This is a genomic window from Polaromonas sp., from assembly GCF_035638815.1.
Classification (GTDB): Bacteria; Pseudomonadota; Gammaproteobacteria; order Burkholderiales; family Burkholderiaceae_C; genus Polaromonas.
In genome coordinates this window covers 16,454-31,457 of sequence record NZ_DASQZG010000016.1, presented here as the reverse complement: position 1 = coordinate 31,457, position 15,004 = coordinate 16,454, and the positions used below count along the sequence as shown (strand labels likewise).

The following is a 15,004-nucleotide window of genomic DNA, read 5'->3' as shown; positions in this document are numbered from 1 at the left end:
GAAGGCTGAAATCGCTCAACCCGGCCAGTTTAGCTGGTGGTATTGTTTTTTCAGTTCCGCAAAGCTCGCCGAAGCGCGGGAATAGCGCTGCGCTTCCAGTTGCATCAACCAGTCGTGCAATGCCTGACCCTGCTTTCCGCGGCGGCGCAGAACCTGTAAAGCAAGCTGGCGCGGCGGCGTTGACGCATTGCTGGAAATACCGGCTTTGGCCAGCCGCTTGCGTGCCCCGGAAAGCAGGCGCAGCCAAGGGTCATGCTGCACGCGCTCCCACCAGGCCCAACTGGCACCGCCCAGACTCACCAGCACGATGATGCCCAGCAATACATAACTGAGGTCTTCCCAGCTTGGGGACTCAAAGCCGATGTTCTTGAGCAGATCAAGCTGCTTGCCTTCGGTGTAGTTCAACACCCACTGGTTCCAGCGGTTGTTGACGGCCTCCCAGGTGGCCCGCAATTGTGCGGCAAGTGTGGGATTGAAGCTGCGCAAGGCCTGCCCAACCAACCCGGGCTCTGCCACCAGCCGTTGGAAGGCGCCTGTGCGTTCTGGAGATACGGCCGAGGTGGGATCTACTCGTACCCAGCCTTTGCCGGCGTACCAGACTTCGGCCCAGGCGTGCGCGTCGCTTTGGCGCACCATCCAGACGCCATCCACGGGATTCGCTTCTCCGCCCTGGTAGCCCGTGACAATCCGGGCCGGGATATCCATGGCGCGCATCAGCACCACAAAGCTTGATGCGATGTGCTCACAGAATCCCTGCTTGCGGTCAAACCAAAACTCGTCAGCTGTGTTGGCTCCATACACTCCGGGTTGCAGTGTGTACACGTATCCGCCGGTGCGAAGCCGCTCAAGTGCTGCCTCCACCAGCGCTGCGGTGCCGCCCTGCACGTACCGCGGGTCGCGCCGCATCTCTGCAGCCAGCGCCAGCGTGCGCGGGTTGAAGGCTGACGGCAGATCCACAAATTCCTGCAGGCCAACCTCCTGCTTCTCTGGTCCATGCCGAAATTGTGGGTAGCTCTGTACCCTGTAGCGCACCAGGTCGCTGATGGGGCGGTCCGTCAGCCACTGGAGCTCGCTGTTCATGCGCGTTTCGTAGCCGGGCAGGGCAGGACTACGATTGGTGGCTTCCATCACAAACAGCCAGGGGCGGCTGGTTGGCTCCAGGGTCACCTGGTAGGAGACGGGCTCTCCCTGAACGGTCAGGTTGTCGGCCAGCTTGTAACGGGAGGGGAAGCTTGAGCGAAACGACGGCCGCCACTCGCGTCCGTCAAAACTGGAGAGGACTGGGCCGCGAAAGTACAGATCGCGCTGCGCCGGCGTGGGGCCCTGAAACTGGACCCGCATGGCCACGCTGCTGTCGAGCGCCAGCTCAGCGATAGTTCCGACCTGCATCGTTCCGCTCAGGCCGCTGCGTCCGGTCATGGCGTCGGAAGGAAGGCCCCACAGGGGGGCGATGCGTGGAAACAGCAAAAAGAGGATGACCATCATGGGTGCACCCAATAAGGCCATCCAGCTCGCAGTCTTCGCCGCTTCCCACAGGGGTGGTTTCCCCACCGGCATGTGGGCGTTGACCACAACCGTGAGCAGGCCCAGCAGCCCGAACAGCATGCTGAAAGCCGTCAACAGCGACTGCGAGTAAAAGAAGTTGGTGAGCATCGTAAAGAAGCCCAGGAAAAAAATCACGAAGGCGTCGCGTTTAGCGCGCAGCTCCAGTGTTTTCAGGGCCAGCAAAATCACGATGAGAGTGACGCCGGCATCGCGCCCCAGCAGCGTCTTGTGAGTCAATGCCGTTGCTCCCACCGCGATGACCAAGAGCCCCAACAGCCACCATTTGCCAGGCAGGGACTGGGCTTTGAAGGCCAGACGGCCGCGCCACAGCAGCATCCCCGCCGCCATTGCGCTGCACCAAAGGGGTAATTCGCCGATCTGCGGCAACAGCACCCAGGCGATGACTGCCAACAGGAACAGGGTGTCCCGGCTGTCGCGGGGGAGGGATTGGAGGCGGGTCAGCATGGGGATTTTCCGAGGCCGTTGTTGCCTTCAGATTTGTCATCCGGCAACCCATTGCTGTCATTCCGGACTTGATCCGGGATCCATGTTGGCTTCCTACTGTCTCCTCGTTCCGTTCGGGCTGAGCTTGTCGAAGCCTGTGTTTGCATCCAATTCTGGTGATTTGCCTGCTTGCCGGGGGTAGCCCGGCGGCTACTCACTTTCTTTTGCTTCGCCAAAAGAAAGTAAGCAAAGAAAAGGCGACCCCGCTGTCTGCGTCCCCTGCGCTTCGCTCCGGGGCAACCTGCGGTGCTCGGTTCAGCCGGGGTCTGACACAAACTCGCTGCGCTCAAACAAGTGTCAGCCCTGATCCGTCTGAACCTGCGCTCCTCGGCGCATACAGAAGGGGTGGAGAAGCGGGGGAAAAAGCCAAATCCACTAAGGACACGCCATGGCGTGTCCTTGTTTCCCCGGGTTTGTCTTCCCTCCCAAACCCCGTCGGGCCGGGCCGAGGAGCGCAGGTCAAAGCGGATCAGGGTTCGCAGCTGTCTGAGCCGAAGGCGAGTTCTGCGAGACCCCGCTTTTACCGAGCACCGCAGGTTGCCCCGGAGCGAAGCGCAGGGGACCCGGACCATCGGGTCGCCTTTCTTTTGGGTACTTTTCTTTGGCGACTCAAAGAAAAGTGCCTCGCCCGCCGGGGCGAGACCCGGCTTGCCCGAGGCACTTTGACAGGGAGCACCCGCAATGACGCCAACGTAACTCAGCATAAAGCCAACGCCTCCAGACACTGCCTCTTATGCGCCTCCCCACTCCCAGGCTTGATCTGCAAACCTGGCAGCCGCAAGCCATAACTCAGCCCCATCTTGTGCGCCATCAGCACCCAGGCGGACAGCCGCGATAGCCGTGCCTCGGTACCCAGCGCTCCGGCTTTTACAAAATCGAGCTGCAGCTCGTAATGCTGCGCCTGCTGGGCATCGCGCACCACCAACCCATTGCCCTGTTCGTCAGCTTTTGCGGCTTTTTTCCACATCACGAGTTTCAATGGGTCGCCGCGCCGGTATCCGCGGATGCCGTCGAACTCGCCGCTGTTTTGCACCCGGGCTGCTGCGGCAGTTCTGCCGGACCGGGGCTCGCCGGGAGGCAAGGGTGGCGCTTGCAGCTCAGGCGCTGGGTAGACCAGAATTTGCGCGGCAGGGCGCCAGATGGTCCAGACGCGGAATGTGCCCAGGGGAAAGCGGGTTTCGGCGGTCAGGATGGGCAGGCGGTGCAGGCCGCGGTGGCTGGGCGTAAAGGCCACCTGCACGGTGGTGCTGTTCTGCGCGGGCACGTCGGTCCACACCCAGTGCAACTGGCTGGTAGAACCTTCCGTGGGGAGCACACTGAGCCCGATCCCGTGCCGCGTGGATCGGCGGGTGTTGGTGAGTTTGACGTCAAAAACGGCTGCTGCCCCCGCAAACTGGGCGGGAGGCGCTATCAAATTCATTGCGAGCCCGCGCAGGGTGGCGTGGCACACATGCATGCCCACGACGGCGCTGCCGGCCAGCAGAAAGGTCAGCAGGTAGCCCAGGTTGAGCTGGTAATTGATGGAGGCGACCAGGAGAACCAGCAGCGTCAGCGCCAGCATGAAGCCCGGCCGGGTCGGCAGAATGTAGACGTTGCGCTGTGTCAGCAACACGCTATCGGTCAGAGGCAGGCGGGCTTGCCACCACCCACGAAAACGGCTGCGGACGAACACCAGGGGATTCCATTCGCGGGCCACCGTGGAACCGGCTTTGCCCGGCCACGGGTGGCGCCCCCCCGGGGGGGAGGCGCCGGAGGCGCTTCGGGGGGGAGTCAATTTCACGGCAAGGGCACGGCCTCAAGCATGGCCCGGACTTGTTCAACAGAACCACGTCCCGCATCACTCACCGGAATCAGCCGGTGCGCAACCGTTTGAGGCAGCACGGCCACGATGTCATCCGGGGCCACGTAATCGCGCCCGCTCAAAAAAGCCTGGGCCCGGGCCGCACGCATGACCGCAATCCCCGCGCGCGGGCTCAAACCCTGTAAAAACCAGTGGCCCGAGCGGGTTGCGGCAATGAGGTCCTGCAGGTAATTGAGTAGCGGATCGGCTGCATGAACGGTGAGGACCTGCTGTTGCAAATCCAGCAGGTCGTGTGGGCTCAGCAAAGGCGGCAAGTTGTCCAGCATGTCGCGGCGGTCCTTGCTGCCAAGCAGCTCCCGCTCGGCTGCGCGGTCTGGGTAACCTAGCGAAATGCGCATATGGAAACGGTCCAGTTGGGACTCGGGCAGTGCGTAAGTGCCCAGCTGATCGTGCGGATTTTGTGTGGCGATCACAAAAAAAGGCACGGGCAGAGGCCGGGTTTCACCTTCGACCGTCACCTGCTTTTCTTCCATGGCCTCCAGCAATGCGCTTTGGGTGCGCGGGCTGGCCCGGTTGATCTCATCGGCCAGCAGCACCTGGGCAAACACAGGGCCGGGGTGAAAGACGAAGGCTTCTTTCTGGCGCTCATAAATAGAGACGCCCGACAGGTCGCTGGGCATCAGGTCGGCGGTGAACTGCACGCGTGAAAACTGCAGACCAAATGAGCGTGAGAGTGCATGCGCCAAAGTCGTTTTTCCAACGCCCGGCACGTCCTCAATCAGCAAGTGTCCGCCGGCCAGCAGGCAGGCGACACAGTCCTGCACCTGGGCGGGCTTGCCCACAATGACCGTGTTAAGCTGATTTAATAGCGCCTGAATTTTTTGTTTCGCGTTCATGCCATCAACCTTACCGCAAAATTTTCCGCCATGAGCGCGACCGCGTACTTCACCCACAAAGACTGCTGGAAGCATGAAATGGGCGCCGGCCACCCCGAGTGCCCCGAGCGCCTGGATGCTATCGAAGACCGCCTGCTGATCACCGGCGTGGGCGACGCGCTGGACAAGCGGGAGGCGCCGCTTGCCTCGCTGACCGACCTGGAGCTGGCCCATGGGCGCATGATGATTTCCGCCATGCGCGGCATGAGTGACCGGCTGGCCGACGAGGTGCAGGCCGGCGGCCCGGCTTACGCCCAGATTGACCCTGACACGGCGCTAAACGCCCACACCTGGACCTCGGCCCTGCGCGCAGCGGGGGCAACTCTTGCGGCCACCGATGCGGTGATGGCCGGCGAGGTGGAAAACGCGTTCTGCGCCGTCCGCCCGCCCGGCCACCACGCCTGCCGCGACAAGGCCATGGGCTTTTGTTTTTTCAACAACATTGCCGTTGCGGCCAAATATGCGCTGCAGCGCCACGGCCTCAAGCGCGTGGCAATCATTGACTTTGATGTTCACCACGGCAACGGCACCGAAGACATCATCGCGGGTGACAACAGGATCTTGATGGTGAGCTTCTTCCAGCATCCCTTCTACCCCTTTACCGGCAACCAAACTAGCGCCAGCAACATGGTGAACCTGCCAGTGCCGGCCTATACCAAGGGCATGGAGGTCCGTGAGCTGATCGAGGCGACGTGGATTCCGCGTCTGGAAGCTTTCAAACCGCAGATGATTTTCATCAGCGCTGGTTTTGATGCCCACCGCGACGATGACCTGGGGCAGATGGGCTTGACCGAGCAGGACTTTGCATGGATCACCCAGCGCATCAAGGATGTGGCCAAACGCCACGCCAAGGGGCGCGTGGTGTCCTCTCTTGAAGGTGGCTACAACCTGGGCGCGCTGGCGCGCAGCGTGGAGGCACACATCCGGGTGCTGGCTGATTTATGACAGGCATGTATGCATTGGTCGAGACAAGGAAACATCGATGGCTGTAGGCAAACCCAGCGCCCGCATTGACGATATTGATACCTGGCTGGCGACACTCACCCAGTCCAGCGCACTGGCCGAGGTAGCGGTGTTGTTGCTGTGTGTGGGGCTTGCGTGGGGCCTGGTCTGGGGAGTGCGTCGTGCCAGCGGTCTGCCGGACGAACGCTCAATCTGGTTCGGACGCAACATCATTGACGGCGTGATGTTTCCGCTGGTGCTGTTGTCGCTGGCTTACCTTGCGTTCATGCTGCTGGCGCGTTCGCTGCCAGTGGCCGTTTTCAAAATTGCCATTCCGGTCCTGGTTGCGCTGGCGGTGATTCGCCTCGGCGTCAAGGTTCTGCAGGTGGTTTTTGTGCAGTCCCCGGTGGTGCGGATTCTGGAGCGCAGCATCTCCTGGGTGGCCTGGCTGGTTATGGTGTTGTGGGTCAGCGGCCTGCTCCCTCTGGTGCTTGAAGAGCTTGACGACATTCGCTGGAAGGTGGGCGACTCCACGTTGTCAGTGCGCACCCTTCTGGAAGGGGCCGTCAGCGCCTGCATTGTGCTGATCATCACCCTCTGGATTTCTTCCGGCATCGAGGCGCGCCTGCTCAAGTCGTCAACGGGGAGCCAGCTCTCCCTGCGCAAGGCCCTCAGCAACGCCACGCGCGCCGTGCTCCTGTTTGTGGGTTTGCTCGTTGCCCTGTCTGCCGTTGGTATTGATCTGACCGCGTTGTCGGTACTGGGCGGCGCCATTGGTGTGGGCGTGGGTTTTGGCCTGCAAAAGCTGGCCTCCAACTATGTCAGCGGATTTGTCATTCTGGCTGAGCGACAGTTGCGCATTGGGGACAACATCAAGGTTGATAACTATGAAGGCCGCATCAGCGACATCAATGCTCGCTACAGCGTGATCCGTGCGCTCAATGGCCGCGAATCCATCGTCCCCAACGAAATGCTGGTGATCAACCGTGTGGAGAATATCTCGCGTGCCGACCCGCGCGCCGCCCAAACCATCGTGCTGTCGGTGGCGTATGGCAGCGATGTGGATGTTGTGATGGGGTTGCTGGTGGAGGCGGCTGAAAAACAGGAGAGGGTGCTCAAGGACCCCGCCGCGTTTGCCGCCTTGTCAGCCTTCGGCGCCGAAGGGCTGGAGTTCACCCTGAGTTACTGGATCACCAATCCGGAAACGGGCGCCCTGGCTTTGCGCTCAACGATTAACCTGGCCATCCTGCGTGCGCTGGAAGCCGCTGGCATTGCCATCCGGGCGCCCGGCATCGTGCTGCAACGCGTCACTTCATAAACGACGGCAACCAAAGGCTGAGCGCGGGGAAGGCCAGCAAGATCCCGAGCGCCACCACCTGCATGACAACAAAAGGCCAAGTACCCCGAAAGATATTGCCCAGGCCCACCTTGGGTAGCAGGGTGTTGAGCACAAACAGATTCATGCCGACAGGTGGCGAGATCAATCCAATCTGAATCACCATCACGATCAGCACGCCAAACCACACCGGGTCAAATCCCAGTGCCACCACAATCGGGAAAAACAGCGGAATGGTCAGCAGCACCATGGTCAGCTCTTCCATCACCGTGCCCAGCACCACGTAAATCGCCATCATTGCGGCCACGACCATCAGGGGTGACAAGCCGAGGTGGGTGATCCACTCCTTCAGCTCATTGGGCATGGAGGTGAAATTGACGAAGTTGGCAAAAATGGTTGCGGCTATCAGCAGGGTGAACAACATGGCTGTGGTGCGCGCCGACTCCACCAGCACTTCAAGCGTCGATTTAACCGTAAGCCGCCTGCGGGCCAGCGCAAAGAAGAAGGCGCCCGCCGCTCCTATGCCAGCACCCTCGGTGGCGGTGAAGACACCGCCATAAATGCCGCCCAGCACCAGCACCACCAGCAGCAACACGCCCCAGATGCCGCGCAATGCCGCCCAGCGCTGTGTCCATGTGGATTTTTCACCAGCGGGCGCATGTTCAGGATCGCGAAAAGTCATGAAGAGCACGGCCACCATCAGGAGCAGGGCGGTGAGAATCCCCGGGATCACCCCCGCCGCAAACAGTTTGCCAATGTTGGTTTCGGTGACGATGCCGTAGATCACCATGATGGTGGAGGGAGGGATCATGATGCCGAGCGTGCCGCCTGCCGCAATCACACCCGTAGAAAGCGAATCGCTGTAGCCCAGTTTTTTCATCGACGGATAGGCCACCTTGCTCATGGTGGCTGCCGTGGCGATGGACGAGCCGCAGATGGCGCCAAACCCGGCGCACGCCGCGATGGTGGCGTGTGCCAGGCCGCCGCGCAGGTGGCCAATGAAGGCGTAAGCGGCGTGAAACAGCTCGTGCGCCAGGCCAGCTCGCGCAACAAAGTTGCCCATCAGGATAAACAGCGGAATGACGGAGAGTGTGTAGGCAAAGCCGGTTTCGTGAACAACCTGAGCGGTACTGGTCAGTGCAGGCAACCACCCGCGCGTCAGGCCCATGCCGACAATGCCGACCAGGCCCATGGCAAAGGCCAGAGGCAGACGCATCAGTGCCAGGATAAATATGGCGGCGAAGCCGATCATTGCTTCGGTCACAGAGCACCCCCTTCGGCTTCATCAGCCGGTGCGGAAGGCTTGAACGCAAAACCCAGATGAATCAACCCGGCAACCACGCACAAGGCGGACATGCCGTACATGAATGGCGCCTTCAATATTTTGAGTTGGGCGGTGGTTTCACCGGTTTCCAGAAACTGGCCGCCCGTCTGCCACATCAGGTAACCCAGCGCCAGCAGGCAAACGCAGCACACGCCATGCATCAGCATTCGTTGCATCTTGCGGACAGCAGCGGGAAGGTAATGATCCAGAGAGTCAAAAACAATGTGTTCTCCGCGCAGGGACACCAGTGGCAAGGCCGCAAAAATCACGACCACCATCAGCAACTCTGTCAGCTCAAGCGAGCCTGGAATGGAGTTGGACAAGAGCTTGCGCCCGGTCACGTCAAAAAATGTCAGCGCCATGATGGCAAACAGTGCGCAGGCGGCCAGCAGGCCGCACGTCCATTCAATGGTCTTTTTCAATCGCAATCTCTATCTTGTTGCTGCACGTAAAAAAGCGCGGAGCTCATCTGCATGAGCCCGCGCTGGCTTGCTCGCGGAGCTGGGTGTTTATTTTTCCTGCTTCGCGATTTCGGCGCGGAACTCCGCCAGCAATTTGGCCGCGTCTTTCAGGCCCTTGACTTCTGCGTCCTTGATCCATTTTTGCTCAAGCGGGGCCGTGCGCGTCTTGACGTCGGCCACAAATTTAGGATTGGCCTTGACGATCTGCACATTGTTGGCCTGCATCAAGGCCGTGGCGCGGGTATCCACTTTGTCCCAGCCGCGGCCATACATGCGTGCCGCTACTTCGCCGGAGATGGCGTCAACCGCCTTCTTCTCATCCGCGCTGAGTTTGTCGTACTTGGCCTGGTTCATCATGAACACGAAACTGGTGTTGTACAGGCCGCCCGGAAACATGGTGGCGTGTTTGATGAGTTTGTCGATACGAAACGACTCAGTCGACTCTGCGGGGAAGAGCGTGCCGTCCATCACACCACCGGACAGCAGCTCATACGAGTCGGGGGCCGGCTTCAGCGTGACATTCATGCCCAGCGACTTGGAGATTTCATTCACCATGCCGCCGCCAACACGCCATTTCAGTCCAGCCGCCTCTTCCACACTGGTGACGGGCCTTTTGGTGTTGAAGACGATGCCGGGGCCGTGGGTGAAGAAAGAGAGGACCTTCACGCCTTGATGCTCAGACAGAAATTGCGGGTTCTTGAACGCGATTTTGTTGAAGGCAATGGAAATGGGCTCCGCCTTGTTACCCAGAAAGGGGAACTCCGCCATCTGTGTGTACAGAAAACGTCCGGGGGTGTAGCCGTGCACGGTGTAGGAAATATCGGCCACACCATTTTTGACAGCATCGTAGGTGCCGGGTGGCGCAGCCACGGCGCGCGGCAGGATGTTGCATTTCATCTTGCCGGTGGTGTTTTTTTCCAGCAGGTCGCACCATTCCTTTTGGGCCATGCTCAGGGTGTGCGTAGGTGGCAACCAGCTGGACACGGTGAACACTGTTTGTGCGCTGGCCATTCCGCCGCAAAGGCCGCAGCCCACGGTGAGCAGGGCGGCGGCGAGGGATTTGATTTTCATGAACACTCCAGGGCAGTCGGTGGAAAAGGGTTAGGGGCCGAAAAAAACCCACTGTATGTCAGTGACTGATGCAGGTCTGTCCCGACTTACCCGAATTAACCGACCCAACGGTCTGTTAATTAGCCCTGTCACAACGGATACAAGTAATTGGGGTGATGGCTCTAACTGGCGCGCCATCGGCTCCTATAATCAAAATAGAACGACCGTTCTTTTTAACTCAAAGATCGGCCAGAACCGGGTTTGCCGGTGGGTGCTGTGCAAGTGCAGCATAGAATCAAACGCTTTACGTACACGTCAACTCTCTCAACTCTTGGAGTCCTGCAAATGAAGGTCTTGGTCCCCGTCAAACGCGTTGTGGATTACAACGTCAAAGTCCGCGTTAAATCCGACGGCACCGGTGTCGATATTGCCAATGTCAAGATGAGCATGAACCCGTTTGACGAGATTGCCGTCGAAGAGGCCACGCGACTCAAGGAAAAGGGTGTTGTGACCGAAGTCATCGCGGTCAGCTGCGGTGTGGCCCAGTGCCAGGAAACCCTGCGCACCGCCATGGCCATCGGTGCAGACCGCGCCATTCTGGTTGAGACAGCAGAAGAGTTGCAGCCACTGGCCGTGGCCAAGCTGCTGAAAGCCCTGGTCGAAAAAGAGCAGCCCCAGCTGGTGATTCTGGGCAAGCAGGCGATTGACGACGACTGCAACCAGACCGGCCAGATGCTCGCCGCCATGCTGGGCTGGCCCCAGGCCACCTTTGCTTCCAAGGTTGACGTTGCAGACGGCAAGGCCGTGGTCATGCGCGAAGTCGACGGCGGCATGGAGACGCTGTCCCTCACTTTGCCCGCCATCATCACCACCGATCTGCGCCTGAACGAGCCACGTTACGTGACCTTGCCCAACATCATGAAGGCCAAGAAAAAGCAGCTCGACAATTTCAAGCCCGAAGATCTTGGCGTGGATGTCAAGCCGCGCATCAAGACCCTCAAGGTCAGCGAGCCGCCCAAGCGCAGCGCCGGCATCAAGGTGCCCGATGTCGCCACACTGGTGGACAAGCTGAAGAACGAAGCCAAGGTCCTTTGATGGAATCCCGGGCGAGGGGCCCCGCAAAGCGGGGATCGACCGGTCGATGAATCAAAGCCCCAAACCTACAGCGACTTATATCCATATCTCCCCAGGAGTTACCTCATGACATCTCTCGTAATTGCCGAACACGACAACGCCACCATCCGCCCCGCCACGCTGAACACCGTCACGGCTGCTGCTCAATGCGGTGGCGACGTGCATGTGCTGGTAGCTGGCCTGAACGCCGGCCCCGCTGCGCAGGCTGCCAGCCAGATTGCTGGCGTGACCAAGGTCATCCACGTGGATGCCGCCTACTTCGAACACGGCCTTGCCGAAAACATGGCTGCACAAGTCATCGCATTGGCTTCCAGCTATTCGCACATCCTGTTTCCCGCCACGGCGTCGGGCAAAAACATCGCCCCGCGCGTGGCTGCCATGCTGGACGTGGGCCAGATTTCCGATATCACCAAAGTGGATGCAGTTGACACTTTTGAGCGTCCGATTTATGCGGGCAATGCGATTGCCATCGTCCAAAGCCTGGACGCAACCAAAGTCATCACGGTGCGCACCACCGGTTTTGATGCGGCTGCAGCCAGCGGCGGTTCTGCTCCCGTTGAAGTGGTGGCCGGCGTTGCCGACAGCGGCAAGTCCGTTTTTGTGGGCAGCGAAATTGCCAAGAGCGACCGTCCTGAATTGACCGCAGCCAAGATCATTGTCAGCGGTGGCCGTGCCTTGGGCAGCGCCGAGAAGTTTGATGAAGTGATGACCCCACTGGCCGACAAGCTCGGTGCAGCGCTGGGTGCTTCGCGTGCTGCGGTTGACGCGGGTTACGCCCCCAACGACTGGCAAGTTGGCCAGACCGGCAAGATTGTTGCGCCACAGCTCTACATTGCTGCCGGCATCAGCGGCGCGATTCAGCATTTGGCCGGCATGAAAGACAGCAAGGTCATCGTGGCGATCAACAAGGATCCCGAAGCACCGATTTTCAGCGTGGCTGATTACGGGCTGGAAGCCGATCTGTTTACGGCTGTGCCTGAGCTGGTCGCTGCGCTGTAAGACTTTTTAGAACTTGTCATTGCGGGCTTGACCCGCAAGCTGTGTTGGTGCGCCGGCATGGATCCCGGATCGAGTCCGGGATGACACATATAACGGAGACAAGAACATGAGCTACAAGGCCCCCCTCAAGGACATGCTGTTTGACATTAAACACCTGGCCAACATCGACGCAGTGGCGCAGATCCCCGGCTTTGAAGAAGCCGGGTTCGACACCGCGCAGGCGGTACTCGAAGAATGCGCCAAGTTCAACGAGGGTGTGCTTGCGCCGCTGAACCGGGCGGGTGACACCAACCCCTCCAGCTTTCAGTCCGGCGCGGTCACAACTACTCCGGGGTTCAAGGAAGCCTACAAGCAATATGCCGAGGGTGGCTGGCAGGGGCTGCAGCATCCGCTGGACTTTGGCGGTCAGGGTCTTCCCAAAACCATAGGCGCAGCCTGCGGTGAAATGCTCAACTCCGCCAACATGAGTTTTGCGCTGTGCCCGCTGCTCAGCGATGGCGCCATCGAGGCGCTGCTGACGGCAGGTTCGGACGAACTCAAGGCGATTTACCTTGAAAAGCTGGTGAGCGGTCAATGGACGGGCACCATGAACCTGACCGAGCCACAGGCCGGCTCTGACCTGGCGATGGTGCGCTCGCGCGCTGAGCCGCAGGCTGACGGAACCTACAAGGTTTTTGGCACCAAGATTTTCATCACCTACGGTGAGCACGACATGGCCGAGAACATCGTGCATCTGGTGCTGGCACGTGTGACCGGCGCCCCAGAAGGCGTCAAGGGCATCAGCCTGTTTGTGGTGCCGAAATTCATGGTCGGCAAAGACGGCGCTTTGGGTGCGCGCAACGATGTGCATTGCGTCAGCATCGAGCACAAGTTGGGTATCAAGGCCAGCCCGACCGCCGTTTTGCAATACGGCGACAACGGCGGTGCCATTGGCTACATCGTTGGTCAGGAAAATCGCGGGCTGGAATACATGTTCATCATGATGAACTCGGCGCGTTACGCGGTGGGCATGCAGGGCATCGCGGTGGCCGAGCGGGCCTACCAGCAGGCTGTGGCCTTTGCCAAAGACCGTGTGCAAAGCCGTCCGGTTGATGGTTCGATCAACGCCAGCGCGCCCATCATCCATCACCCCGACGTGAAACGCATGCTGATGACCATGCGTGCCTACACTGAGGGCTGCCGCGCCATGGCCTCTGTCGCCGCGGCGGCATATGACGCGTCGCATCACCATCCTGATGCCGACGTGCGCAAACAAAACCAGGCGTTTTATGAATACATGGTGCCGCTGGTCAAAGGTTACAGCACCGAGATGAGTCTGGAAGTCACCTCGCTGGGCGTGCAAGTGCATGGCGGCATGGGTTTCATCGAAGAAACCGGCGCAGCGCAGTATTACCGCGATGCCAAGATCCTGACGATTTACGAAGGCACCACTGCCATCCAGGCTAATGACCTGGTGGGCCGCAAGACGGCACGCGATGGTGGCCAGACAGCCAAAGCCATTGCTGCGCAAATCGAAGCCACCGAGGCCTTGCTGGTCAAGCAGGGTGGGGCTGCCGCCAAGGTAGTGGCCAAGCGCCTGAAGGCCGCGCGTGAAGCCTTTGTGGACGTGGTGAACTTTGTGGCAGGTAATACCAAGGCGTCGCCTAACGCCGTGTTTGCAGGCAGCGTGCCCTACCTCATGTTGGCGGGCAACGTGGTGGCGGGCTGGCAAATGGCGCGCTCCCTGCTGGTGGCTGAAGAACATCTGGCCCGCGGCGAAGACACGGCCTTCATGCAGGCCAAAGTCACCACGGCCGTTTTCTACGCCGACCACCTGCTGAGCAAGGCCCCGGGCATTCGCGACAGCATTGTGGACGGTGCCGACAGCGTGACGGCTCTGGCGCTGGAAGCGTTCTGATTCTTGTCATTGCGGGCTTGACCCGCAATCCATGCAGGCACACCACCATGGATCCCGGATCAAGTCCGGGACGACGGTTTCCTTTAACCCGATAACGCAAACCATGTCCAAACTCCCCAAGACCCTGCAAAATCTGCCGCTGCCCATCATCGGCTCGCCGCTGTTCATCATCAGCAATCCCAAGCTGGTGATTGCGCAGTGCATTGCCGGTGTTGTTGGCGCCATGCCTGCTCTCAACGCGCGTCCGGCTTCGCAGCTTGACGAATGGCTGGCCGAGATCACCGAGACACTGGCTACCTACAACAAGGCCAACCCGGACAAACCTGCCGCCCCGTTTGCCATCAACCAGATCGTCCACAAGTCCAATGAGCGGCTGGAACATGACATGGAAATGTGCGTGAAGTACAAGGTGCCGATTTACATCACGTCGCTGGGCGCGCGTGAAGACATCAACGCCGCAGCGCACAGCTATGGTGGCGTGGTACTGCACGACATCATCAACAACAAGTTTGCACGCAAGGCGATTGAAAAAGGCGCCGACGGCCTGGTGGCAGTAGCTGCGGGCGCGGGCGGCCATGCGGGTGTTAAAAGCCCGTTTGCATTGATTCAGGAAATCCGCCAGTGGTTTGACGGCCCGCTTGCTTTGTCAGGCGCCATCTCCACCGGCGGCGCTGTGTTGGCCGCGCAGGCCATGGGTGCAGACTTCGCTTATATCGGCTCTGCCTTCATCGCCACCGAAGAGGCCCGCGCATCAGACGCCTACAAGCAGGCGATTGTTGACAGCAACTCCGACGACATCGTCTACAGCAGTCTTTTCACCGGCGTTCATGGCAACTACCTCGCACCTTCCATCCGCGCGGCGGGCATGGACCCTGACAACCTGCCCGAAGGCGACGTCAAGACCATGAACTTTGGCGGCGGCGAAGGCAGCAAGTCCAAAGCCTGGAAAGACATCTGGGGCTGTGGCCAGGGCATTGGCTCTGTCAACAAGGTGCAGAGCACGGCCGACTATGTGGCGCAGCTCAAACGCGAGTACCAGGAAGCACGCCAGCGGGTTTGCGCTTAGTCACCTCTCC

At 60.2% G+C, this 15,004-nt stretch carries 12 protein-coding genes; 6 read left to right on the top strand and 6 right to left on the bottom strand.

Annotated features, from left to right (window positions below; all coding sequences use genetic code 11):
* Positions 1–15 precede the first annotated feature (15 nt).
* From VE934_RS10405 to VE934_RS10395, 3 genes are all read right to left on the bottom strand, one after another.
* Positions 16–2,010, bottom strand: coding sequence for a DUF3488 and transglutaminase-like domain-containing protein (locus VE934_RS10405; RefSeq protein ID WP_324887127.1), 1,995 nt, complete (start codon positions 2,008–2,010; stop codon positions 16–18).
* A 736-nt stretch (positions 2,011–2,746) separates the two neighbouring features.
* A complete protein-coding gene (locus VE934_RS10400; RefSeq protein WP_324887125.1) occupies positions 2,747–3,745 on the bottom strand; it encodes a DUF58 domain-containing protein in 999 nt (332 codons plus the stop codon).
* Positions 3,746–3,825: 80 nt separating this feature from the next.
* Positions 3,826–4,746, bottom strand: coding sequence for a MoxR family ATPase (locus VE934_RS10395; RefSeq protein ID WP_324887123.1), 921 nt, complete (start codon positions 4,744–4,746; stop codon positions 3,826–3,828).
* Positions 4,747–4,776: 30 nt separating this feature from the next.
* Between VE934_RS10395 and VE934_RS10390 the strand changes: the two genes are divergently transcribed.
* Positions 4,777–5,730: a histone deacetylase family protein gene (locus tag VE934_RS10390; protein ID WP_324887121.1), complete on the top strand. Its 954-nt coding sequence runs from the start codon at positions 4,777–4,779 to the stop codon at positions 5,728–5,730.
* A gap of 37 nt (positions 5,731–5,767) precedes the next feature.
* Positions 5,768–7,045 (top strand): mechanosensitive ion channel family protein, encoded by a 1,278-nt coding sequence (locus tag VE934_RS10385; protein ID WP_324887118.1) that lies wholly within the window; start codon positions 5,768–5,770, stop codon positions 7,043–7,045.
* On the opposite strand, the gene VE934_RS10380 is transcribed toward VE934_RS10385, so the two are convergent.
* The 3 genes from VE934_RS10380 to VE934_RS10370 all read right to left on the bottom strand — a co-directional run bounded on the left by VE934_RS10380 (position 7,035) and on the right by VE934_RS10370 (position 9,919).
* On the bottom strand, positions 7,035–8,327 hold the full coding sequence (locus VE934_RS10380; RefSeq protein WP_324887116.1) for a TRAP transporter large permease: 1,293 nt from the start codon (positions 8,325–8,327) through the stop codon (positions 7,035–7,037). The genes VE934_RS10385 and VE934_RS10380 overlap by 11 nt on opposite strands.
* Entirely contained in the window at positions 8,324–8,809 is a 486-nt protein-coding gene (locus VE934_RS10375; RefSeq protein ID WP_324887114.1) for a TRAP transporter small permease, read from the bottom strand. Before VE934_RS10375 ends, VE934_RS10380 begins: the two co-directional genes overlap by 4 nt.
* Positions 8,810–8,896: 87 nt before the next feature.
* Positions 8,897–9,919 (bottom strand): TRAP transporter substrate-binding protein, encoded by a 1,023-nt coding sequence (locus VE934_RS10370; RefSeq protein ID WP_324887112.1) that lies wholly within the window; start codon positions 9,917–9,919, stop codon positions 8,897–8,899.
* Between the two features lie 324 nt (positions 9,920–10,243).
* Here VE934_RS10370 and VE934_RS10365 point away from each other — a divergent pair, with 324 nt between their 5' ends.
* The 4 genes from VE934_RS10365 to VE934_RS10350 all read left to right on the top strand — a co-directional run bounded on the left by VE934_RS10365 (position 10,244) and on the right by VE934_RS10350 (position 14,994).
* Complete coding sequence (locus VE934_RS10365; RefSeq protein ID WP_324887110.1) at positions 10,244–10,993, top strand: electron transfer flavoprotein subunit beta/FixA family protein; 750 nt, start codon at positions 10,244–10,246, stop codon at positions 10,991–10,993.
* A 105-nt stretch (positions 10,994–11,098) separates the two neighbouring features.
* Complete coding sequence (locus VE934_RS10360; RefSeq protein ID WP_324887108.1) at positions 11,099–12,031, top strand: electron transfer flavoprotein subunit alpha/FixB family protein; 933 nt, start codon at positions 11,099–11,101, stop codon at positions 12,029–12,031.
* A 106-nt stretch (positions 12,032–12,137) separates the two neighbouring features.
* Positions 12,138–13,928: an acyl-CoA dehydrogenase gene (locus VE934_RS10355; RefSeq protein WP_324887106.1), complete on the top strand. Its 1,791-nt coding sequence runs from the start codon at positions 12,138–12,140 to the stop codon at positions 13,926–13,928.
* Between the two features lie 103 nt (positions 13,929–14,031).
* Positions 14,032–14,994: a nitronate monooxygenase family protein gene (locus tag VE934_RS10350; RefSeq protein ID WP_324887104.1), complete on the top strand. Its 963-nt coding sequence runs from the start codon at positions 14,032–14,034 to the stop codon at positions 14,992–14,994.
* Positions 14,995–15,004 lie beyond the last annotated feature (10 nt).